This window comes from Klebsiella sp. MBT K-1 (genome assembly GCF_002556465.1).
GTDB lineage: Bacteria > Pseudomonadota > Gammaproteobacteria > Enterobacterales > Enterobacteriaceae > Klebsiella > Klebsiella grimontii.
In genome coordinates, this window is record NZ_PDEL01000014.1 from 81,518 (window position 1) to 102,681 (window position 21,164).

General features: G+C 55.9%; 17 protein-coding genes and 1 other annotated feature. Of the genes, 9 read left to right on the forward strand and 8 right to left on the reverse strand.

The features are described 5' to 3' along the window. Nucleotides 1–509: 509 nt before the first annotated feature. Nucleotides 510–1,133 carry a helix-turn-helix transcriptional regulator gene (locus CMQ96_RS20705; RefSeq protein WP_064342502.1) on the reverse strand — a complete coding sequence of 208 codons (624 nt, stop codon included), beginning with the start codon at nucleotides 1,131–1,133 and terminating at the stop codon, nucleotides 510–512. A gap of 310 nt (nucleotides 1,134–1,443) precedes the next feature. Between CMQ96_RS20705 and CMQ96_RS20710 the strand changes: the two genes are divergently transcribed. Further along, complete coding sequence (locus tag CMQ96_RS20710; protein WP_224231755.1) at nucleotides 1,444–2,337, forward strand: helix-turn-helix domain-containing protein; 894 nt, start codon at nucleotides 1,444–1,446, stop codon at nucleotides 2,335–2,337. Nucleotides 2,338–2,417: 80 nt separating this feature from the next. Here the strand turns inward: CMQ96_RS20710 and CMQ96_RS20715 are convergent, their stop codons facing one another. Then, complete coding sequence (locus CMQ96_RS20715; protein WP_004139565.1) at nucleotides 2,418–3,122, reverse strand: SDR family NAD(P)-dependent oxidoreductase; 705 nt, start codon at nucleotides 3,120–3,122, stop codon at nucleotides 2,418–2,420. Between the two features lie 121 nt (nucleotides 3,123–3,243). Between CMQ96_RS20715 and CMQ96_RS20720 the strand changes: the two genes are divergently transcribed. Continuing rightward, nucleotides 3,244–4,143 (forward strand): LysR family transcriptional regulator, encoded by a 900-nt coding sequence (locus tag CMQ96_RS20720; protein ID WP_024359436.1) that lies wholly within the window; start codon nucleotides 3,244–3,246, stop codon nucleotides 4,141–4,143. Between the two features lie 154 nt (nucleotides 4,144–4,297). On the opposite strand, the gene CMQ96_RS20725 is transcribed toward CMQ96_RS20720, so the two are convergent. Then, nucleotides 4,298–5,245 (reverse strand): zinc-binding alcohol dehydrogenase family protein, encoded by a 948-nt coding sequence (locus CMQ96_RS20725; RefSeq protein WP_098067274.1) that lies wholly within the window; start codon nucleotides 5,243–5,245, stop codon nucleotides 4,298–4,300. A gap of 77 nt (nucleotides 5,246–5,322) precedes the next feature. On the opposite strand from CMQ96_RS20725, the gene CMQ96_RS20730 reads away from it, so the two are divergent. Next, entirely contained in the window at nucleotides 5,323–5,778 is a 456-nt protein-coding gene (locus CMQ96_RS20730; RefSeq protein WP_049085464.1) for a MarR family winged helix-turn-helix transcriptional regulator, read from the forward strand. Nucleotides 5,779–5,810: 32 nt separating this feature from the next. Here CMQ96_RS20730 and trpA read toward each other — a convergent pair whose 3' ends face one another. Genes trpA through CMQ96_RS20755 form a run of 5 tightly spaced genes read right to left on the reverse strand, consistent with a single transcriptional unit; the run spans nucleotide 5,811 to nucleotide 12,342 of the window. After that, on the reverse strand, nucleotides 5,811–6,620 hold the full coding sequence (trpA, locus tag CMQ96_RS20735; RefSeq protein WP_004121283.1) for a tryptophan synthase subunit alpha: 810 nt from the start codon (nucleotides 6,618–6,620) through the stop codon (nucleotides 5,811–5,813). Then, nucleotides 6,620–7,813: a tryptophan synthase subunit beta gene (gene trpB, locus CMQ96_RS20740; protein ID WP_004139553.1), complete on the reverse strand. Its 1,194-nt coding sequence runs from the start codon at nucleotides 7,811–7,813 to the stop codon at nucleotides 6,620–6,622. The genes trpA and trpB overlap by 1 nt, the downstream gene beginning before the upstream one ends. Nucleotides 7,814–7,822: 9 nt before the next feature. Further along, nucleotides 7,823–9,181: a bifunctional indole-3-glycerol-phosphate synthase TrpC/phosphoribosylanthranilate isomerase TrpF gene (gene trpCF / locus CMQ96_RS20745; RefSeq protein ID WP_049085461.1), complete on the reverse strand. Its 1,359-nt coding sequence runs from the start codon at nucleotides 9,179–9,181 to the stop codon at nucleotides 7,823–7,825. A gap of 3 nt (nucleotides 9,182–9,184) precedes the next feature. Then, nucleotides 9,185–10,780: a bifunctional anthranilate synthase glutamate amidotransferase component TrpG/anthranilate phosphoribosyltransferase TrpD gene (trpD, locus tag CMQ96_RS20750; RefSeq protein ID WP_024359433.1), complete on the reverse strand. Its 1,596-nt coding sequence runs from the start codon at nucleotides 10,778–10,780 to the stop codon at nucleotides 9,185–9,187. After that, the gene (locus CMQ96_RS20755) at nucleotides 10,780–12,342 is read right to left on the reverse strand and encodes an anthranilate synthase component 1 (protein ID WP_098067275.1); all 1,563 of its coding nucleotides are present in this window, start codon (nucleotides 12,340–12,342) and stop codon (nucleotides 10,780–10,782) included. Before CMQ96_RS20755 ends, trpD begins: the two co-directional genes overlap by 1 nt. A gap of 35 nt (nucleotides 12,343–12,377) precedes the next feature. Beyond that, nucleotides 12,378–12,473 (reverse strand) — a sequence feature (Trp leader region). Between the two features lie 227 nt (nucleotides 12,474–12,700). Between CMQ96_RS20755 and rnm the strand changes: the two genes are divergently transcribed. The 6 genes from rnm (at nucleotide 12,701) to CMQ96_RS20785 (ending at nucleotide 21,150) form a co-directional block, all read left to right on the forward strand. Next, the gene (rnm, locus tag CMQ96_RS20760; RefSeq protein ID WP_004121271.1) at nucleotides 12,701–13,570 is read left to right on the forward strand and encodes an RNase AM; all 870 of its coding nucleotides are present in this window, start codon (nucleotides 12,701–12,703) and stop codon (nucleotides 13,568–13,570) included. A gap of 9 nt (nucleotides 13,571–13,579) precedes the next feature. Continuing rightward, nucleotides 13,580–14,200, forward strand: a complete 621-nt coding sequence (locus tag CMQ96_RS20765; RefSeq protein WP_004121270.1) for an L-threonylcarbamoyladenylate synthase — start codon at nucleotides 13,580–13,582, stop codon at nucleotides 14,198–14,200. A gap of 29 nt (nucleotides 14,201–14,229) precedes the next feature. Next, nucleotides 14,230–16,128: a DUF2207 domain-containing protein gene (locus CMQ96_RS20770; protein WP_024359431.1), complete on the forward strand. Its 1,899-nt coding sequence runs from the start codon at nucleotides 14,230–14,232 to the stop codon at nucleotides 16,126–16,128. Nucleotides 16,129–16,356: 228 nt separating this feature from the next. Continuing rightward, a complete protein-coding gene (gene rluB / locus CMQ96_RS20775; protein ID WP_004121268.1) occupies nucleotides 16,357–17,244 on the forward strand; it encodes a 23S rRNA pseudouridine(2605) synthase RluB in 888 nt (295 codons plus the stop codon). A 165-nt stretch (nucleotides 17,245–17,409) separates the two neighbouring features. Continuing rightward, nucleotides 17,410–18,774: an MFS transporter gene (locus CMQ96_RS20780; protein WP_004139545.1), complete on the forward strand. Its 1,365-nt coding sequence runs from the start codon at nucleotides 17,410–17,412 to the stop codon at nucleotides 18,772–18,774. Between the two features lie 18 nt (nucleotides 18,775–18,792). After that, nucleotides 18,793–21,150: a glycoside hydrolase family 3 C-terminal domain-containing protein gene (locus CMQ96_RS20785; protein ID WP_064411518.1), complete on the forward strand. Its 2,358-nt coding sequence runs from the start codon at nucleotides 18,793–18,795 to the stop codon at nucleotides 21,148–21,150. The last annotated feature ends 14 nt before the right edge of the window (nucleotides 21,151–21,164 follow it).

Genomic DNA, 21,164 nt, shown 5'->3' on the forward strand with positions numbered 1-21,164 from the left:
ACGTTGTGCCTGCATTTTCTGGCCTGAATAATATCACTCCTGTCGGGCTTTAGCTCAGGAACGACCAGAAAAACGCATGCCGAGCCCACACCATACGCAACGGGAAGGGTAACGCCCCGCTATCGGGGCGTAAGGATGTTCGTGCGACATGCGCTGGCCTTTATTAAGGCTATTGATACGGTTGTTCCGTTAGGAGAGTTATTACACACTTGGTTTCTAATGCTATGTTATTTGAGCTGCACGTTTAATGAGAAAACTCTTGCCGCGACACCATCGATTCTGAAATAAAAGCAAATAGCTTGTTGGAATAATACGCCGTGCTCTATGATGCCTTTGCCTGTAAATGTTTTTTCTTTTATATCTAGGGTGCCTTATGAGTAATTTACTTCTTTTATTTATCTCCATCTTGCTATTGGTTATTTCCATATACAATGGCGTGGCTTATTTTAATGAGATCAGAAGACGACGTAATGTGTTTCGTTGTTTTTATACTTCTGACGATCGTGACGCTAGGTCATAAACTGTTTTCTTTTCTCTAGCACGTTTAGAAACTTATTAAGATCGGTATTGCTTTCAATCTTAAAGTCATGCATGACATTTTTCTTGTGAGAATACACTGTTTTATAGTTAATGTTCAATTTATTCGCAATTTCCAGCTGGTTAAGTCCAAGACTCAGGGCATGAACGACCTTTGACTGCGCCTGGGTCAGCGATTTATAGGGACAGTTAATGCAGCGGATAGTCTGCGGGCGATATCCTGTTTCATTGTCCGTCCAGGTGAATGCATAAACATGAAGTTTTATTTTATTTCTTATCACCGGAAGCGAATCACCTTTATATAAAAACAAACAATCTTTAGTACAGTTGGGGAGTTCACTTTCCGAACATTGATTTTCCCTTTCCTGAAGAATAAACAGTAAGCTTTTCGTGGCTTTATATTTCAACTCATCATGACATAAAAATATTTCTCCGGGTGCCATTTCGGTGAATATGATCTGAGCCTCTGCGATGTTACCAGGGGTGTAGCTATCTACAAAAATGAGGTTTTCCTCGTGAGCTACGCTTTCCTGCATCAGCTGCTTGATGGCATATCGGGTGTAGATATTTTTGGTATTGATTAAAATGGTTATCATAAATAAAGGTTCGCATGCTTATGAATAAATAAATCAGAATTAAAATAGTGTCAGGGCCTGATAATGGCCGTACGTAAAACTAAGAGGTCTAACGGTAATGAGTGGTTTAACAAACTGTAAATAAGATATTGTAGAGGTTTTTAAAAAGCAATATTTCTATAGTAAATGAGAATTCAGATATTTTTCATGGGAAAAATCTTATCTTTCAAATAGATAATAAGCCTTTTTGAGTTTTTTGACTGAGAACGTTTTTATTTATTTTTGTCGTGCACGAAAAGCTTAGTGTCCGTATTGCTTTACTGGTAAGATTTTGGCTGAGGATGAATTGGTCAGGGTATTCTTAAAAGCAATGAAACGGGCAATTTTTAATGAGGTGGTGGAGTGGATTGAATCCCGCCTGACAATCAATCCGTCCGTTGATGATATCGCCTGTGGGGTTGGGTATTCCCGGCGTTTTGTTTATAATCTGTTCCATGAGCATGCCGGCCTTCCCGTCGGGAAATATATTCGCATGCGCAGAATGACGCTTGCCGCCGGTAAGCTAAAGCTGACTCAGCAATCAATTTCATCGATTGCCTGTTTACTGCACTTTGATTCTCATCAAACCTTTTCCCGTGAGTTTAAAAAAACCTTTGGACTTAGTCCCGGAGCGTACCGGGATTCGACCTGTTGGGATATGTCGTTACTTTATCAGAAAGTGGCACCGCAGGGCGATGGCGTACCGGCACCTTACCTTTGTTTTCTTGAAGAACAGTCGTTTGCTGGATATGGATTCAACTATACGCTATCTCTGACTGATGATATCGCTACGCGAAAAGAGGTCACCCGGAGAAAAATTGCCGGCGGCGCGACAGGCGCAGACCGCGATATCTACATTCTCTCTGCATGTTCTCCCGCTGCGCACAATATATATAAAACAGCGATCAATGGATTCATCGGCACACCGTTTAATTCGCGGGCGGCTTCTTTTCGTGAGATACGGGTCGCTAAACGTGGGCTATACCTTGGTCTTGAATTTAGTGGCTCATGGGAAGACTTTATTTTTCTTTCGAATCATGTATATCTGAAATACCTTCCTGAACTGGGGCTGTATCGACGTGAAGGTTATGATATCGAACGTTTTGTCCCTCAGGAAAATATTGCTTTAGGAAACGACCGGCCCATTTACACCCTGCATTATTATGTCCCGGTCGGTTATATTTAGAAGATGGCAGCTTTGTCCAGTAAAAAGCGAAAATTGACTGCCATGAACCCGTCTGCAGTCCGTCAATACGCATAGACTTATCACCACGGCACGCGACATCCTCGATAATCCAGATACTCTAATCCGGGGCGGTTTTGTTTTTCCAGCAGGACGTTCACCAGCGAGGGGATGGTCTCGGCAATGGTGAGTGGGGCATTCTCGCCGCCGAGGGCCGTGCGGATCCAGCCCGGCGCCATGACCACCAGCGGATGCGATACGCAGGCAGGGCGGGCGGCAAAACTGCGCATAAACATATTCAGCGCGGCTTTACTCCCGCGATATAGCTCGCGCTGTCCGCCGGTATTATTGCTCAAACTGCCTTGTCCTGAAGACATAACGCCAATCAGCCCCTGCGGCAACACGACATCTTGCAGACTTTCTATTACCCGCATCGGCGCGAGCGCGTTGGTCAACATGACATGAATAAACTCTTCCGTCGCGATTTCGCCGATGGTTTGTGTCGGATCGCGGTTGGTGGTGCCCGCGTTGACGAACAGCATATCCAGCACGTTATCGCTAAGCGTTTCGCGCAGCGCCGCGATCCCGTCATTATCACAAATATCCAGCGCCTCAATACGAACCCGTCCAGGATACGCCCGGGCCAGATGATGCAGCGGCGTGGTTTGCGAGAGATCGCGTACGGTGCCGATGACCTGCCAGCCATGCAGCAGAAACTGTTCAGCCATGGCGTGCCCAAGCCCGCGTGAAGCGCCCGCGATCAATACTGTTTTAGTGGAAGCGGCCATTGGCATCACTCCGGCGTAAATAAATGATGGGATAAATATAGGCCGGTGCTGTAGCAGGCGGAAGGCGCAGCATTTGCAATAATAAAGTGCATCAGACGCCCTATCCCGGAGTGGAGAAAAGATGACCGATCCCGATTTTAATTTACTGACTGCGCTGGATGTACTGTTGAGCGAGAAGAGCGTTGCCGGGGCGGCAAAGCGGCTTGAGCTTAGCGCGTCGGCGATGAGCCGCACGCTGGCGCGCTTACGGCAGGTAACCGGCGACCCGCTACTGGTCAGGGCCGGGCGAAAAATGGTGCTGACTCCCCATGCGGAAAGTCTGCAGGCGCGGGCAAAAAATGTCGTCACTGAGATGCGCGCGGTGCTCAACGCTTCGCCTGCGCCGCTGAGTTTATCGACCCTTGAGAAGCGATTTACGTTACGTACCAATGAGGGATTTATAGACGTTTTTGGCCCGGCGCTGGTGAACGCTGTCGCACGAGAAGCGCCGGGCGTGACGCTCGAGTTTGTCGCGAAGCCGGAGAAAGATGCCCGATTTTTACGCGAGGGGCGGGTGGACCTGGAAATTGGCGTACTGGAAAATATGGGGCCTGAGATCCGCCTGCAGGCGCTGTTTCGCGATCGCTTTGTCGCCGCACTGGCAAAAAACCACCCGTTAGCCGCCTTTGCCGAACTGTCGCGAGAACAATTTGTTTCCGTAGGGCACGTCATAGCCTCCCGTCGCGGGGCGATCAGCGGGCCGGTTGATGAAGCGCTGGCGGCATATGGAATGAGCCGCAGAATTGCCGCGGTGGTGCCTGCGTTTTCCGCCGCGCTGGCCGTTGCCCGGGATGCTGAACTTATCGCCGTTGTCCCGGCCTCCTGCCTGCAGAGCGCGGCGGGAAAAGAGATGATCGGTTTTCCCCTCCCGGTGAGCACGCCGGAGATAACGGTGTCACAAATGTGGCATCCTCGCCAGGAGCATGAATTAGCGCATCGCTGGCTAAGGCAGCTGGTGCGCAGAGAGTGTCGGCAGCCATAAAAAAAGCCCGCACAAGTGCGGGCAAAAATACTGGAAGCAATGTGAGCAATGTCGTACCGAATACCTGAGTTGTTTACTCAACTACTCGGTAATGAGAAAGATAATATTTCTCATTTAAGATATCAACCCCAACTTTTGTGCGGAAGCGTTTTTTTTAATCGACGATAAAAACGGTGCGCTTCTGGCTGTTATCCTGCGGCCATGCCGCGGCGACCTCGCGAAGCGGCCGGGGAGTGGTGGCGATGGTAAACCCGCCAGTAACGGCAGCCTGCAGCATTTCCCCGATAGCGGCCAGCAGCTGGGACACTGAAAGGCTGCCAATACCGCTGCCCATCAGCTGCAGCGGCGCGGAGCGCAGTACCGCGCCGCTGAGCGCGATATCGGCGGCGGAAAGGGAACCGACCTGAATAAAACGTACCGGCGCATTTCCCGGGCTGTGCTTTGCCAGCGCTGGCAGCAAAAGTTCGGCGCTACGTCCCCACAGATAATCGACGACGACATCAATCTGCTGCGCCGCCAGTTCGGCAAACTGCGCCCGCAGGCTCGCCTCATCCTGACTTAAGTTCACGATCGCATCGGCTTCGAGCGCGGCCAGTTTCTCCCCGTTTCGCCCGCAGGCTATCACTTTTCTGGCGCCCAGAAAGCGGGCGACTTGCACCGCCAGCTGACCGGCGCTGCCCGTGGCGCCGTTGATCAATACGGTTTCGCCCGCTTTCAACCCGCCGCGCTTGACCAGCGCCGCCCAGGCCGACATACCCGGATTAGCCATTGCGGCGGCAGTGATATCGTCCAGTTCATCCGGCAGCGGCAGACAGTGGTTTAGGGCGACGGGAGCCCACTGCGCCATACTGCCCCAGGGCGCGGCGGGGAAGGCGAAATAGACGCGCCGCCCGTCGGGTAGTACGCCGGCGCCATCAATACCCGGGACAAAAGGCAGACGACCATCGAAACTATAATGTTTGCCGGAGGCCCGGCCTTTCACCACATGACTGATGGCGGCGGCGCGAACCTTGACTAACGCCTCACTCTCACCGGCGCGCGGATCGCTAAAATCGGACCAAACCGGCCCCTGCTGCAGGTCAAAAACCACGGCTGCTTTCATTGTCTTCTCCCCCTCTGGGATAGTTATGTGTAAAATGCACATATCAGCTAACGGCACTATACTCGGTTAACTAATATATGCAAGATGCACATAATAATTACGACATTAGCGACTTCCACGGCGCGCTGCTCGATATCATCAGCGTGATGAACCAACCGATGCGCGATGAGCAGATACTGCAGGCGGCCGAGGTCCAGCTCGATCGGACTCTCTTTCCGCTACTGGTGGCCGTCGGGCGCAGGGGACCCGTCGGGGTCGTTGAACTGGCGGACAGCCTTGGGCGCGACTACACCACCGTCAGCAGGCAGGTGAAGAAGCTGGAAGCCCAAGAGTTGGCGCGAAAGCAGCCCAATGCGAAAGACCGGCGGATTAGCGAAGTGACGCTCAGCGAAGCGGGCCAGGCGATGATTACACGCATTGCGCAAGCAAGAACGCGGCTGATGAATGAGGTGCTGGCAGGGTGGTCGCAAGATGATGTGCTGGCGCTGTTTCGTCTGACGCGCAAATATGCCGACAGCTTGCAGCAGAAATAGCCGCCCGGCGCGGGACCGGGCGGCGGACGCGCTTAGGCGGCTTTGGTGGCGGCCTTCAGACTTTGCGCAAAGGCTTTCAGTTCGGCGAGCATAGCCTGCGGGTCGTTCACGTTACGCTCAATGATTTTGACGATGGCAGAGCCGGAAATCGCGCCGGCCGCGCCTGCGTCAATCGCCGCGGTCACCTGCTCCGGCGCCGAGATGCCAAAACCCTGCAGCGGCGGCGCGGCGTGGTACTCGGCCAGTTTTTCAATCAGATGATGCAGCGGCAGCGCGGCGCGGTTCTCCGCGCCGGTCACGCCCGCCCGCGACAGCAGGTAGGTATAACCGCGACCGTAAGAGGCGATCTGGCGCAGCAGATCGTCATCGGCATTCGGCGGACAGATGAAAATCGGCGCGATGTTATGGCGCAACGCGGCCTGGCGGAACGGCGCGGACTCTTCCACGGGGACATCGGCGACCAGCACTGAATCGACGCCCGCGCGTTCGCACGCGGCGTAGAATTCATCAATGCCCGGGCTGAAGACCAGGTTGGCGTACATCAGCAGGCCGATTGGGATGGTCGGATGCTTTTGACGAATCGCCGTCAGCATTTCAAAGCACTGGGCGGGCGTGACGCCTGCGGCAAAAGCGCGCAGGGTGGCGTCCTGAATCGTCGGGCCGTCAGCCAGCGGGTCGGAGAAGGGGATGCCCAGCTCCAGCGCGTCGGCGCCCGCTTCAATCAGGGTATCGATAATTTTCAGCGACTGTTCCGGATTCGGATCGCCGAGGGTGACGAAGGGAACAAACGCGCCTTCCCGGCGAGCTTTAAGTTGTGCAAACAGCGTCTCATAACGTTCCATCAGATTTCCCCTCGCGCTTTTAAAATATCGTGTACGGTGAAGATGTCTTTATCGCCGCGGCCGGAGAGGTTAACCACCAGCAGCTGCTCTTTTTCCGGGTTTTCACGCATCATTTTCAGCGCGTGCGCCAGGGCATGGGAGGACTCCAGCGCCGGGATAATCCCCTCATGGCGGGAGAGTTCTTTAAAGGCATCCAGCGCTTCGTCATCGGTAATCGACACATAATCGGCGCGGCCAATGCTGTTCAGATACGCATGCTGCGGCCCCACTGACGGGAAGTCCAGCCCGGCGGAGATGGAGTAGGACTCCTCAATCTGCCCCTCTTCCGTTTGCATCATCGGCGATTTCATACCGAAGTAGATACCCACCCGACCGTGCTTCAGCGGCGCGCCGTGCTCGCCGGACTCAATACCGTGACCCGCGGGCTCCACGCCAATCAGGCCAACGGTGGTTTCGTCGATAAAGTCGGCGAACATGCCGATGGCGTTCGATCCGCCGCCGACGCAGGCGATAACCGCATCCGGCAGACGACCTTCTTTCTCCAGAATCTGCGCTTTGGTCTCTTCGCCAATCATGCGCTGGAATTCACGCACGATGGTCGGGAACGGGTGCGGACCGGCAGCGGTGCCGAGCATATAGTGGGCTGTTTCGTAGCTGCCGGACCAGTCGCGCAGGGCTTCATTGCAGGCGTCTTTCAGGGTAGAAGAACCGCTATGTACCGGGATCACTTCCGCACCCATCAGGCGCATGCGGAAAACGTTCGGCGACTGGCGTTCGATATCCTTAGCGCCCATATAGATACGGCACTTCAGGCCGAGCAGGGCGCTGGCGAGCGCAGAGGCCACGCCGTGCTGGCCGGCGCCGGTTTCGGCGATAATTTCCGTTTTGCCCATCCGTTTCGCCAGCAGCGCCTGGCCGAGCACCTGGTTGGTTTTATGCGCGCCGCCGTGCAGCAGGTCTTCACGCTTGAGATACAGCGTGGTACGGGTGCCTTCGGTAAGGTTACGGCATTTGGTCAGCGCCGTCGGGCGACCGGCGTAGTTTTTCAGCAGGTCGGTAAATTCAGCCTGGAATGCCGGGTCTTTCTGCGCGCTGACGAACGCTTCTTCCAGCTGGCGCAGGGCGGGCATCAGGATCTGCGGAACGTACATCCCGCCGAATTCGCCAAAGTAGGGGTTCAGTAAAGTACTCATTATTGCTCCTTAATATGCGCGCAGCGTTTGAAATACAGAGGACAGCTTGCTGGCATCTTTAATACCCGGCTGCGACTCTACGCCTGAATTAAAATCGAGTCCGGCACAGCCGCTTTTGGCGGCTTCCACACAGTTATCGGCGCCGAGGCCGCCTGCCAGCAGAACGTTACGCAGGTCCTGACCTTGCAGCAGCGACCAGTCGAAACGCTGGCCGGTGCCGCCTTGACCGTTGTCGAATACATATTTATCGACGTGATGCAGATTGCGCTGCGGTAGGGTTTCGCCGACGCTGAGGGCCTTCCAGATTTGCACCGTCGCCGGAAGTTCGGCGCGCAGGGTATCAATATAGGCCTGGTCTTCGCTGCCGTGCAGCTGCACCGCGGCTAAGCTCAGATTTTCCACGCGGGCGACCACTTCCGCCACCGGCGTATTGCGGAACACGCCGACGTAGCTCAGCGGCGCGCTATCGATGACGGCTTTCGCCTGAGCGTCATTCACCGCTCGCGGCGACGTCGGGACAAAAATCAGGCCGCCGTAGATCGCGCCGGATTCATACGCCACCTGGGCATCCTGGGGGCGGGTCAGGCCGCAGACCTTATTCTCGCCGAGCAGCACGCGCTTCACGGCGGCGTTCAGATCGGCGTGCTCCATCAGCGCCGAGCCAATCAGGAAACCGTTGGCGAAGTGGCTTAGTTCACGCACTTCTGCGTAGGTATGGATACCGGACTCGCTGATCACCGTGACCTCATGACCGAGCTTAGGCGCCAGGGTGCGGGTACGGTTGAGGTCAATCGACATATCGCGCAGATCGCGGTTGTTGATGCCGACCACTTTCGCCTTCAGCGCAATCGCGCGCTCCAGCTCCTCTTCATTGCTCACTTCGGTCAGCACGCCCATGTTCAGGCTATGCGCGACGGCGGAGAGCTGGCGATACTGTTCGTCATCCAGCACCGAAAGCATTAGCAGGCAGGCGTCGGCCTGGTAGTAGCGCGCCAGATAAATCTGGTAAGGATCGATGGTGAAGTCCTTACACAAAATCGGCTGCGGCGCGACCTTGCTGACGATCGGCAGAAAGTCGAAGCTGCCCTGGAAATATTTCTCATCGCACAGTACCGAGATCGCCGAGGCGTAGTGCTTGTAGACGCCGGCGATGGCCGCCGGGTCAAAATCATCGCGGATCAGCCCCTTTGATGGCGAGGCCTTTTTGCACTCGAGAATAAACGCGGTGCGGGTTCCGGCGAGGGCGTCGTAAAAATTGCGCTGCGTCGGTACCACTTCATTTTGAAAACTGGCTAACGGTTGTTGTTGTTTGCGGGCTTCTACCCAAATCGCTTTGTCGGCCACGATTTTTGCTAAAACGGTCTGCATTATTTACCCTCTTGCCGCTAATGCGGTCACTCTGTCATAGGCCGCTCCGCTGTGCAGCACATCGATGACCTGCTGCGCGTTGGCCTTCAGATCTTCGTATCCATGTAAACGCATCAGCATGGCGACGTTGGCGGCAACGGCGGCTTCGTGAGCGGCCTCGCCTTTACCTTGTAGTAAGCGCGTAAGAATGTCACGGTTTTCTTCCGGCGTGCCGCCTGCCAGCTGCTCCTGATGGTAAGGCGTCAGGCCAAAGTCGGCGGCGGTCAGCTGGTAGCTCTTGATTTCGCCATTGTTCAGCTCCGCGACCACCGTCGGCGCGTGCAGCGACACCTCGTCCATTCCGCCGCTATGCACCACCGCGGCGCGCTGGTAGCCCAGCACGCGCAGGGTTTCCGCAATCGGCAGCACCAGCTCCGGGCTATAAACGCCAATCAGCGCCAGAGGCGGGTGGGCCGGGTTGATCAGCGGCCCAAGCACGTTAAACAGGGTGCGAGTTTTCAGCTGCTGACGGACCGGCATCGCGTGGCGGAAACCGGTGTGATACTTCGGAGCGAACAGGAAGCAAACGCCCAGTTCATCCAGCGCCTGGCGAGATTTATCGGCATTCATATCCAGATTGATACCGAACGCCGCCAGCAGGTCGGAAGATCCTGATTTACTCGATACGCTGCGGTTGCCGTGTTTCGCGACCTTCAGGCCGCAGGCGGCGGCCACAAACGCGCTGGCGGTCGAAATATTGATACTGTTGCTGCCGTCGCCGCCGGTACCGACGATATCGGCAAACAGATAATCAGGGCGCGGGAACGGCGCGGCGTTTTCCAGCAGCGCGGTGGCGGCGCCGGCGATTTCCTGCGGATGCTCACCGCGCACCTTCATGCTCACCAGCGCGGCGGCCAGCTGCTCGGGTTTCACTTCCCCGCGCACCACCGCTGAGAACAGCTGATGGCTCTCCTGCTGGCTCAGGGTTTCGGCCTGATACAGTTTTTCCAGAATTGGCTGGAGGGTGTTGGTCTGCTCCAGCTTCTGCAACGCCCAGGCCAGGGTTTGCTCTAGCAGGCGCGCGCCCTGCGTGGTCAGAATCGACTCCGGGTGGAACTGGAAGCCGCAGACGCGATCCGCATCGTGACGCACCGCCATGACCATGCCGTTGAAGTGGGCATTGATGGTCAGCCCCGCCGGAATGTTGCTACCCACCAGCGAGTGGTAGCGGGCCACCGGCAGCGGGTTGCTCAGACCGGCAAACATCGCCTGTCCGTCATGTTCAATACTCGAAGCCTTACCGTGGAGGATTTCGCCGGCCTGGCCGACGTAGCCGCCGTAGGCTTCGACAATCGCCTGGTGTCCGAGGCAGATACCGATAATCGGCAGTTTGCCGCGCATGCGGATCAGCAGCTCCGGCATGCAGCCCGCTTCGCTCGGCGTCCCCGGCCCTGGAGAGAGCATCAGAACCGGGTTTTTCATCGTGCCGATGCGCTCAATCAGCGCCTGCGCCGGGACGGAGTTGCGGTAAATCACCACGTTATGGCCGTTCGAACGCAGCTGGTCTGCCAGGTTATAGGTAAAAGAATCGATATTATCGAGCAGCAGAATGTCGGCCATTAGAAAATCTCCTTCGCGTGGTGGGCCTGGGCGATAGCGCGCAGCACCGCGCGAGCTTTATTACGGGTTTCATCCGCTTCTGACTGGGGAACGGAGTCGAGCACGATACCGGCGCCCGCCTGGACGGTGGCGACGCCATCCTGCACGTAGGCGGAACGGATAACGATGCAGGTATCGAGGTCGCCGTGGGCGGTAAAATAGCCCACCGCGCCGCCGTAGCTGCCGCGACGCTTGCCTTCAGCGGCGGCGATAAGCTGCATGGCGCGCACTTTCGGCGCCCCGCTGAGGGTGCCCATATTCATACAGGCGCGGTAGGCATGCAGCACGTCAAGATCGCGGCGCAGCTCGCCAACCACGCGGGAGACGAGGTGCATCACAAAGGAGTAGCGGTCGACTTTGGTCAGGTCGGCGACGTAGCGGCTGCCCGGCGTACAGATGCGCGCGAGGTCGTTACGCGCAAGGTCGACCAGCATCAGATGCTCGGAAAGCTCTTTATGGTCGGTGCGCATCTCCAGCTCAATGCGGCTGTCGAGATCGCGATCCAGCGAACCATCCGCGCGGCGGCCGCGCGGTCGGGTACCGGCGATCGGGTAGATTTCAATCTGGCGATTGGTGGCATCATACTTGAGAGAGCTCTCCGGCGACGCGCCGAACAGGGTGAAATCGTTGTCCTGCATAAAGAACATGTACGGGCTCGGGTTGCTCTTCTTCAGCACATCATAAGCGGCGAGCGGCGACGGGCAGGGCAGCGAGAAGCGGCGCGACGGCACGACCTGGAAAATCTCGCCCGCGCGAATGGCGCGCTGCATTTTACGCACCACGGCGCCATACTCTTCGTCGCTCTGGTCGCAGTCGCAGCGCATCTCGGCTACCGTGGTTACCGGCAGCGGCAGCGGCGGCTCGTTCAGCTGCTGGCGAAGCTGAGCGATGCGCTGCAGCAGACGCTGCTTTTCGCTTTCCAGCGGCGTAAACAGGCTCGCCTGGATACGGGTGTTTTTGGTCTGATGATCGATAACCAGCAGCGTTTCCGCCAGATAGAAGCAGTAATCCGGGCAGGCGGTGTCGCTTTCCAGCGATGGCAGGTCTTCAAAACCGGCGACCAGGTCATAGGCGAACAGGCCGCCGAAGAACATGGCTTCGCGCTCGTCCTGCGGAACGGTAACCAGTTCCTGCAGCAGGCGAAAAGCGTCGAATACCGAGAGTGAACACAGGCGGGCGTCTTCATCTAGCAGCGCGCTGACCGGGGGAAAGGTTAATACCCGGCTATTGGGCTGACGCTGATTATTGATGCCGGAGGGCAGGGCGCGATCCAACAGTTCCAGCAGCGCCGTACCGTTGGCGGACAATGCGTGAATAGTGACGGTGTCACCTAGCGCGGTAATGCGCAGGGCGCTATCCACCAGCAGCAGGCTCTTTAAATCATCCTTGCTGTCAATATCAGCGGATTCCAGCAGCAGGGTGGCTGGACGCGCGCCGCAGATCTGGTGGAACAATGCGGTGGGGTTTTCCCGATAGATGGCGTCGCTGGTGAGAAGCTCGAGTGCCGGTTTTGATGTTTGCATTATTGTTGTCGCCTGTTCGCTATAATAATTTGTCCAATAAAAAGCCCGCTCATTGGCGGGCCGGGTATCTGTATGCTGAGTGCAAAACGCGATCACGCCGCCCGATAACAGGAGGTGCGCCACCAGCCGTGCAGAGTGATAAATTGCGTTTTCATCGTTGATACCCCTTCATGTGAACTTGCGTACTAGTTAACTAGTCCGAGAGATTAATGTCAACCCCTGTTTGCAGATTTTCTCTCTCTGTCGGTATGATGATGCGCTTATTGATATCCTTAATCACTTAAGCTGCAGAATCACAGTCAATCTGCCTGTGACTTAAAGTATGACGGGTACAGGTTCATGTCCAGCAGGAGTCATCTTGAGCAACACCAACTACGCAGTGATTTACGACCTGCACAGCCATACCATTGCCTCTGACGGGCGACTGACTCCAGAAGAACTTGTCCATCGCGCGCACCAGATGCGCGTCGGCACCCTGGCGATTACCGATCACGATACCGTGGCGGCGATTCCCGCGGCTCAGGCTGAAATTGAACGCGCCGGTTTACCGCTGGCGCTGATTACCGGGGTGGAGATTTCCACGCTGTGGGAAAATCATGAAATTCACATTGTCGGACTGAATATCGATATCGGCCATCCGGCAATGACCGCGCTGCTCGATGAACAGAAAGCGCGTCGCCAGATGCGGGGCCAGCAGATTGCTGAACGGCTGGAAAAAGCGCGGATCCCGGGGGCCTGGGAAGGGGCGCTGAAGCTGGCGGACGGCGGTGCGGTGACGCGCGGCCATTTTGCCCGTTTTCTGGTGGAGGCCGGCTATGCCAACAATATGGCTGACGTCTTTAAGAAGTATCTGGCGCGCGGGAAAACCGGTTACGTTCCGCCTCAGTGGTGTACAATAAAACAAGCGATTGATGTCATTCATCATTCTGGCGGTAAGGCGGTCATTGCCCATCCCGGGCGCTATGACCTTTCCGCCAAGTGGTTAAAACGTCTGTTGGCCCACTTTAGCGAACAGGGCGGCGATGCGATGGAGGTGGCGCAGTGTCAACAGGCGCCGCACGAGCGCGCTCAGCTTGCCGCTTACGCCGTGCAGTATGGCCTGGATGCCTCGCAGGGGTCTGATTTTCATCAGCCCTGCCCATGGATCGAACTGGGCCGCAAACTTTGGCTGCCCGCGGGCGTTGAAGGGATCTGGCGCAGTTGGGAAGTGGCCGTAGAACAAAATTGAGAGGGAAGTATGAGCCAGTTTTTTTATATCCATCCGGAAAACCCCCAGGCGCGGTTAATTAACCAGGCGGTGGACATTGTGCGTAAAGGCGGAGTCATCGTCTATCCGACCGACTCCGGTTACGCCTTAGGCTGTAAAATTGAAGATAAAGGCGCGATGGAGCGGATTTGCCGGATCCGTAATTTGCCAAACGGCCACAACTTTACCCTGATGTGCCGCGATCTGTCCGAGCTGTCGACCTATTCATTCGTCGATAACGTGGCCTTTCGTCTGATTAAAAACAATACGCCGGGTAACTATACCTTTATCCTCAAGGGCACCAAAGAAGTCCCGCGCCGCCTGTTGCAGGAGAAGCGTAAGACTATCGGGATGCGCGTGCCGTCGAACCCGATTGCGCAAATGCTGCTGGAAACGTTGGGTGAGCCGATGCTTTCCACTTCCTTGATGCTGCCGGGAAGCGACTTTACCGAATCCGATCCGGAAGAGATTAAGGATCGTCTGGAGAAGCAGGTGGACCTGATTATTCACGGCGGCTATCTGGGCCAGCAGCCGACCACGGTTATCGATCTTACCGAAGACGCGCCGGTCGTAGTGCGTGAAGGTGTCGGGGACGTGACGCCGTTCCTGTAATTGTTTTTTATTCCAAGGAAGGAATCGTCGTGAAATGGACATTAATCTGTCGCTTTTTTCTTCTGCTGTGGCTGTTCAGCGTGCCGTTCAGCCCTGCGCATTCTGAGGTTTTATCCCCCTGGCAAGAAGCTATCGCTCTGTTTGACGTTCAGGCTACCATGCGCCAGGACGGCGTGCTGGACGTGCGAGAAAACCTTCACTTCCAGGCGCGCAACAGGCAGATCAAACACGGTTTCTTTCGCGATCTTCCGCGTATGTGGGTGCGGCCGGACGGCAACGCGGCCCTGCTGACGTACCATGTGATCGGCGTGACCCGCGATGGCAAACCCGAGCCCTGGCATCTGCTCTGGCACCGGGGGACGATGAGGATCGTAGTCGGCGATGAGCAAACTTTTCTGCCGGAAGGCGATTATCGCTACCAGGTGCACTATCAGGTCAGCAACGCGTTTATCCGCGATGACGAAGATGATGTGCTTATCTGGAATGTCACCGGCGCCAGCTGGTCGTTCGAAATATTCCAGGTTCGCTTCGCGCTGCAACTAGCGGATGCGCAAGGGGACCCGTTCAGGCAGATCGACTTTTTTACCGGCGATGATGGCGAAAGGTTAAAAAATGGCCACCTTCTGCCGGATGGGCGCATTGAGTCCCGCGAACCCTTCTACCAGCAGGATTTTACCGTACTCTATCGCTGGCCTCGTGCGCTGTTGCCTGATGCCGCAGAGCCGCAGGCGACTCATCTACTCCCGCATCTTTTTATCCCCACGTTATCGTCTTTAAGCGTGTGGATCCCCTGTGGATTAATGGCGGGTTATTTCTTGTTTTTATGGCTGCGCAGGCCGCGTTTTACTCCGGTTGACGTGCCGGTGCTGACGTCAATGTCTAGGGAATTTTCTCCAGGCTATTTGCGTATGGCGGCGAAGCAAACGTACGACGATAAAGGCTTTTGCGCCGATGTGACCAACCTGATTGTGAAGGGGCGGGTGGCGCTGGAGAATGTGCCGGGCGATGAAATGCTATGCTCGTTGGTTCGGGTACGTTCTGGCGCAATTCACACAGGCGATATTCCGACCCAGGAAGAGCAGCTATTGATGGATCTGCTGTTTCATAAGAGCGATAAAGTGGAGCTCAAGGGGCGCTACAACAGAACGCTGCGCAAAGCGTTTAAGCGAATGGATAAATACTATCGTCAGCAGCATAAGGGCGCGGGCTATCGGCCTTTGAGCTTCCTGTTATGCGGTATTGTGGCGATGTTTGCGACTCAGATTCTCGCTAATGCGCAGAGTCTGGGCTGGACGGCCAGAACCTTAACTGCGGATTGGTTTGCGGGTCTTTTCTTCGTTATTCCGCTTCTCTTTAGCAGCGTGTTTTTACTGAGCGATAGCGATCCCGGCAAACCAATTCGCAAGCGTCTAATGGCGACGGTGTTGTGGCCGCTTATCGGCGGCGGCCTGATTTTTCTGTTTCTATGGGCGAAAATGGGTTTTTCGCTCTTTCAATGGTATATGCCCGCCGGATACTTCAGCGCCTGGTGCCTGTCCGGTTATATCACCGCGCTGGGCTTTTGCCTGCTCCCGCAGCTTACGCAATTGGGCCAGCAGCGCTTTGCCAGAGCTGAAGGGGTCATCCGTTATCTTGGACGGCTGGAGGCAGCAACGCACAGCGGCCCACGGCGCAAAGGCGAATCCCGTTACCTGGATATTTCATTGCTTAGCTGGGCGGTAGCCGCAGGGTTGGGTAAGGCGTGGGCCAATCGCCTGGCTCCATCCCTGGCGGCGGCGATTAAGGCGCCGGAGATAGCCCGATCCGGGGCGTTTTTGACCTTGCAGGCGCATCTGAATAGTGGATCCGCCAGCGCTTTTGGTCTCGGCGGCAGCGGCGGGGGATTTTCCGGCGGCGGAGCAGGAGGCGGCGGCGGAGGCGGATGGTAAGTTGTGCTATCCTCGTAATGCGAAGAAGCATTGATCTTAAAGTTCGTGTACCATGTTCGCCCACGCGAGAAGACGTGTCTCTACTGTGGTCGCTAAAATGGCGCAAAACATGATACGCCTTGATGCAAAATATATATACAGAACATGGTGTTAGAATATTATTTTGCTAACGCCCTGTTTTTCGAAGTATACCAGACGCCTGGGAAGGCGACACCTTAAGGAAGCTCAATGAGCGAGAAATTACAAAAAGTGCTGGCCCGCGCTGGCCACGGCTCCCGCCGTGAAATCGAAGCCAAAATCGAAGCTGGCCGCGTCAGCGTCGATGGCAAAATCGCCACCCTTGGCGATCGCGTTGAAATTGTCCCGGGTTTAAAAATTCGTATCGACGGCCACCTGATTTCGGTGAAAGAGTCTGCGGAACAGATTTGCCGCGTGCTGGCCTACTACAAGCCGGAAGGCGAACTCTGTACCCGCAACGACCCGGAAGGGCGTCCGACGGTGTTCGATCGTCTGCCAAAGCTGCGCGGCGCGCGCTGGATTGCCGTCGGTCGTCTGGACGTGAACACCTGCGGCCTGCTGCTGTTTACCACCGACGGTGAACTGGCGAACCGCCTGATGCACCCGAGCCGCGAAGTGGAACGTGAATACGCGGTGCGCGTGTTTGGCCAGATTGACGATGACAAGCTGCGCCAGCTTTCTCGCGGCGTACAGCTGGAAGACGGCCCGGCGGCGTTCAAAACCATCAAGTTTACCGGTGGTGAAGGGATTAACCAGTGGTACAACGTCACGCTGACCGAAGGGCGTAACCGTGAAGTCCGTCGCCTGTGGGAAGCCGTTGGCGTACAGGTCAGCCGCCTGATCCGCGTGCGCTACGGCGATATTCTGCTGCCGAAAGGCCTGCCGCGCGGCGGCTACACCGAGCTGGACCTGGCGCAAACCAACTACCTGCGTGAGCTGGTCGAGCTTACGCCGGAAACCACCTCTAAGGTCGCCGTCGAAAAAGATCGCCGTCGCATGAAGGCAAATCAGATTCGCCGCGCGGTTAAGCGCCACAGCCAGGTGAGTAATAATAATAACAACCGTCGTTCCAGCAGCCGTAATAACGGTAACGGTTAATTATTCCAGTTCCGGCGGTCGCCGCCGGAATTTTCTCTCTTGTGACTCCTTTCACACTTCTGCATAAAGACAAAAAACGGGAAATCCCCGGACAAATAACGCAAAGCGATGCGCCTGGCTACGCCATATACTGACGCCACTGATTACATTAACAGGTAGCCTAAAATGGAAACAGCAGGAAAACTATCGGCAAGCTATGTGGTTATCGGCGTTAAAGAAAAAATAGGCTATGGATTTGGCGATTTCGCCTCTAATTTATCCTTCGGCTTTGTTTCTCTATTCTTACTTTTTTTCTATACCAATATTTACGGGATTAGCGCCGTACAGGCGAGCCTGATCTTTGTTATTGCCCGCGTGGTTGATGCGGCCTTTAATATTGTGATTGGTTTTGCTATCGATAAAACCCACAGCCGTTACGGTAAACTTCGTCCATGGTTATTGTATGGTTCCATTCCGCTGGGCTTTCTGACGGTGCTCTGCTTTGTGCCTTTCGGCGGTGAGGCCAAATTCTACTTCGCACTGATTTCATATACTATTTATTGCCTGGCCTATACGGCGGTGAATACGCCTTACTCGGCGCTGACCAACCGTTTAACCCAGCATGAAGCCTCCCGTTCATCGCTGTCGGTATACCGGTTTGTACTGGCGATTGTTGGCTATCTGATTGTGTCCACCACCGCGGATAGGCTGATTTCCCCGTTTAGCGATAAACAGCTGGGCTATGTCTTCGCCGTCTCTTGCTTTGCGCTGCTGGCGACGTTTTTGTTCCTTGCCTGTTTCGGGATGACCAAAGAGCGCGTTGGCGAAGAAGAGGAACAGACTCCGGCGCCGACGCTGCGGGAAATGTTGAAGGCGGTGGCAGGTAACGCGCCGCTAATTAACCTCTCCATGTTCACCGTCTTTTTTTATATTGCCTATACCGTGTGGATGGCGATCGCTATTTACTTTATCAAATATATCATTGGTAGCGAAGGTTTTACCTCCACCTTCTTTATGATTCAGTCGGCGGCTTATATTGTCGGTACCGTTATTTCGGAAAAAATTATTGCGTTGATAGGTAAAAAGAAAATGACGCTGGTGGCCCTGTTAATCGGCGTGGTGGGCGTACTGATGCAATATTTTATCGCCGGCGACAATATCTGGCTGATCATGACCGGCGTGTGTCTCTACAGTATTACGCTGGGGATGGGTTTCGTTTCAATGTGGTCAATGATTGCCGATACCGTGGAATATGCCGAGTGGCACCATGGGGTGCGTACCGAAGGCGCAATTTACGGCTTTTTTAATTTCATCACTAAAATAGCAATGGCCATCGGCGGCGGCTGCGCGGGATGGATGCTGGACTATTATCACTATGACGCGGGCAATATCACCGCCAGCGCGATTAACGGCATTAACGTACTGATGACGCTATTTCCCGGCGCGATGTTTGCCCTCAGCGCCCTGTTTGTCGCCTGCTATTCGCTGGATGAAAAAACCTATCGCGATATTGTGCAAAAGATCAGCCTGCGTAAACAGAACGCGCTTTAACCTCAGGGAGCCAGAGAGATGAGTAACGATTTTAACACCACCCTTGCCGCGATGAGCGCGGAAGAGAAAGTGGCGCTGTTGACCGGCAGCGGCCTTTGGCGCACCGCCTCGCTGCCGCAGCACGGTATCGAAGATATCATTATGACCGACGGCACTTATGGCGTGCGCTACAGCAGCGCGCAGATTGATGGCCGGGAAAAGTGGAGCATGGATGATTTTATCTCGGTCATCACCCAAACCGCAGACCAGGCCAGCGTGGAAGAGCCCGCCGCGAAAGGGGGCAGTGAAGCGCTGTTCAGCACTTCGCTACCGGCGACCTGCTTTCCAAACGGCTCCAGCCTGGCCTGCAGTTGGGATGTGGAACTGGTGCATCAGATGGGGCAAGCGCTGGGGCGAGAGTGTCAGCAAATGGGCGTCGGGATCCTGCTCGGGCCCGGCATTAATATTCGCCGCACGCCGCTGGCCGGGCGCGGCTATGAATATTACGCCGAAGACCCGGTGGTCAGCGGTGACATTGCCGCAGCGTTGATCAACGGTCTGCAGCAGGAGGGCGTCGGCGCCAGCCTGAAGCATTTTGCGGCCAATAACTCGGAATTTCGCCGCACGGAGATGGATTCGATCATTGAAGAGCGGGCGCTGCGGGAAATTTACCTGGCGGGTTTCCAGCGGGCGATTGCAAAATCCCGGCCGTGGACGGTGATGTCCTCCTACAATCGTCTTAACGGCGTACAAACTTCGCAGGATCCGTTTTTACTCACTCAGGTATTGCGCGATGAGTGGGGATATGACGGCCTGGTGATGTCCGACTGGTACGGTATTAAAGATCGTCCCGCTTCGTTGATGGCGGGCAACGACCTGGCGATGCCGGAAACCCGCCGCGATAAACAAACCCTGCTGGCGGCTATCGAAGCCGAAGAGGTGCCGATGGCGGTGGTGGATCGCGCCTGTCTACGCATGCTGGAACTGCTCGACAAGGTTCAGCGCCATCGCCGCCCGCAAACGCGAGCCGATTTTACGGCGCACCACGCGCTGGCGCAGCGGCTTGCCGGTGAATCTATCGTCCTGCTGAAAAATGAAGAGGCTCTGCTGCCGCTGCGTTCGGAGAAAACACCGCGCATCGCGGTGCTGGGTAAACCGGCGCAGGAGCCGGTGATTCAGGGATCCGGATGCGCGACCACGGTACCGTATCTTCTCGATCGCCCGCTGGATGAAATTTTCGACCTCGCCGGGGACGATTTTAGCGTTACCTGGGCCGTAGGCGCGCCGGACGATCTGCGCGATGATGAACAGGCGTTGGCGCAGGCCTGCAGCGTGGCACAAGAGGCTGACGTGGCGGTACTCTTCGTCAGTACCGCCGTAGGCGAAGATGGCGAAAACGGCGATCGTCAGGATCTGCATATTCTGCCGGTGCACGAGCGGTTGATTCGTGAAGTCGCCGCGGTCCAGCCAAATATCGTGGTGGTGCTGGCGAATAGCGATGCGGTGGTGATGCCGTGGCTTGGCGAATGCAAAGCGCTGCTGGAAACGTTTTTTGCCGGTCAGGGGATGGGGCGCGCGGTGGCGGAAATCCTCTTCGGCAAGCGTAACCCCTGCGGCAAGCTGACGGTAACGGTGCCTAATTCCCTGGAGGAAACCCCGGCCTGGCTACACTATCCGGGCGAAAACCTGCGCCACTACTACGGAGAAGGGCTTTTTGTCGGCTATCGCTATTATGACAAACGTCGCCTGACGCCGCAGTTTCCGTTTGGTTTTGGCTTAAGCTATACCCGGTTTGCCTATGATAATATCGCGCTGTCAGCCTCCCGATTAGGCGCAGACGAGACGCTTACGGTGTCGTTCGACCTGACCAACTGCGGGGAGTATGCGGGTAAAGAGATCGTCCAACTGTACGTCAGCGCGCCGAAGGGGGAGCTGATTCGCGAAGTACAGTCATTAAAAGCGTTCAGCAAAGTGGCGCTGGCCGCCGGAGAATCCCGGCGCGTAAGCCTGCAGCTGCCCATTGCCGAACTAGCCTGCTACCATCCGGGTCTTGGCGACTGGATGGTGACGCCGGGCATCTGGCAGATCCGCGTCGGCGCCTCATCCCGCGATCTGCCGTTAACGGCGGAAATGGAGGTAGATTGCCCGCAGCGGTATGTCCCGCTGCGCGATGATAACTCTCTGCAACAGCTGATCCAGCAGCCGGAGGCCTTTGCCCGCGTCGTGACGCTGATTGCCGATAAGAGTCAGATACCAGCGGAGCAGGTGCGTGAAAAATTGATTCGCCTGGCACCGGATCTGTTCTGCGGGCTGCTGATTGCGCTGACCGAGTTCCTGGCGCTGGATATTGAGCGCGACGAGCTTAACGCGGTGCTGGCGGGCGCTCATCATTGCTAATGACAGGAGAGTGC

Excerpts from the sequence above, each read along its gene's own strand:
- CMQ96_RS20705 (WP_064342502.1), bottom strand. The coding sequence starts at position 1,133 with ATGATAACCATTTTAATCAATACCAAAAATATCTACACCCGATATGCC.
- CMQ96_RS20715 (WP_004139565.1), bottom strand. The coding sequence starts at position 3,122 with ATGGCCGCTTCCACTAAAACAGTATTGATCGCGGGCGCTTCACGCGGG.
- CMQ96_RS20720 (WP_024359436.1), top strand. The coding sequence starts at position 3,244 with ATGACCGATCCCGATTTTAATTTACTGACTGCGCTGGATGTACTGTTG.
- CMQ96_RS20725 (WP_098067274.1), bottom strand. The coding sequence starts at position 5,245 with ATGAAAGCAGCCGTGGTTTTTGACCTGCAGCAGGGGCCGGTTTGGTCC.
- CMQ96_RS20730 (WP_049085464.1), top strand. The coding sequence starts at position 5,323 with ATGCAAGATGCACATAATAATTACGACATTAGCGACTTCCACGGCGCG.
- trpA (WP_004121283.1), bottom strand. The coding sequence starts at position 6,620 with ATGGAACGTTATGAGACGCTGTTTGCACAACTTAAAGCTCGCCGGGAA.
- trpB (WP_004139553.1), bottom strand. The coding sequence starts at position 7,813 with ATGAGTACTTTACTGAACCCCTACTTTGGCGAATTCGGCGGGATGTAC.
- trpCF (WP_049085461.1), bottom strand. The coding sequence starts at position 9,181 with ATGCAGACCGTTTTAGCAAAAATCGTGGCCGACAAAGCGATTTGGGTA.
- trpD (WP_024359433.1), bottom strand. The coding sequence starts at position 10,780 with ATGGCCGACATTCTGCTGCTCGATAATATCGATTCTTTTACCTATAAC.
- CMQ96_RS20755 (WP_098067275.1), bottom strand. The coding sequence starts at position 12,342 with ATGCAAACATCAAAACCGGCACTCGAGCTTCTCACCAGCGACGCCATC.
- CMQ96_RS20765 (WP_004121270.1), top strand. The coding sequence starts at position 13,580 with ATGAGCCAGTTTTTTTATATCCATCCGGAAAACCCCCAGGCGCGGTTA.
- rluB (WP_004121268.1), top strand. The coding sequence starts at position 16,357 with ATGAGCGAGAAATTACAAAAAGTGCTGGCCCGCGCTGGCCACGGCTCC.
- CMQ96_RS20780 (WP_004139545.1), top strand. The coding sequence starts at position 17,410 with ATGGAAACAGCAGGAAAACTATCGGCAAGCTATGTGGTTATCGGCGTT.
- CMQ96_RS20785 (WP_064411518.1), top strand. The coding sequence starts at position 18,793 with ATGAGTAACGATTTTAACACCACCCTTGCCGCGATGAGCGCGGAAGAG.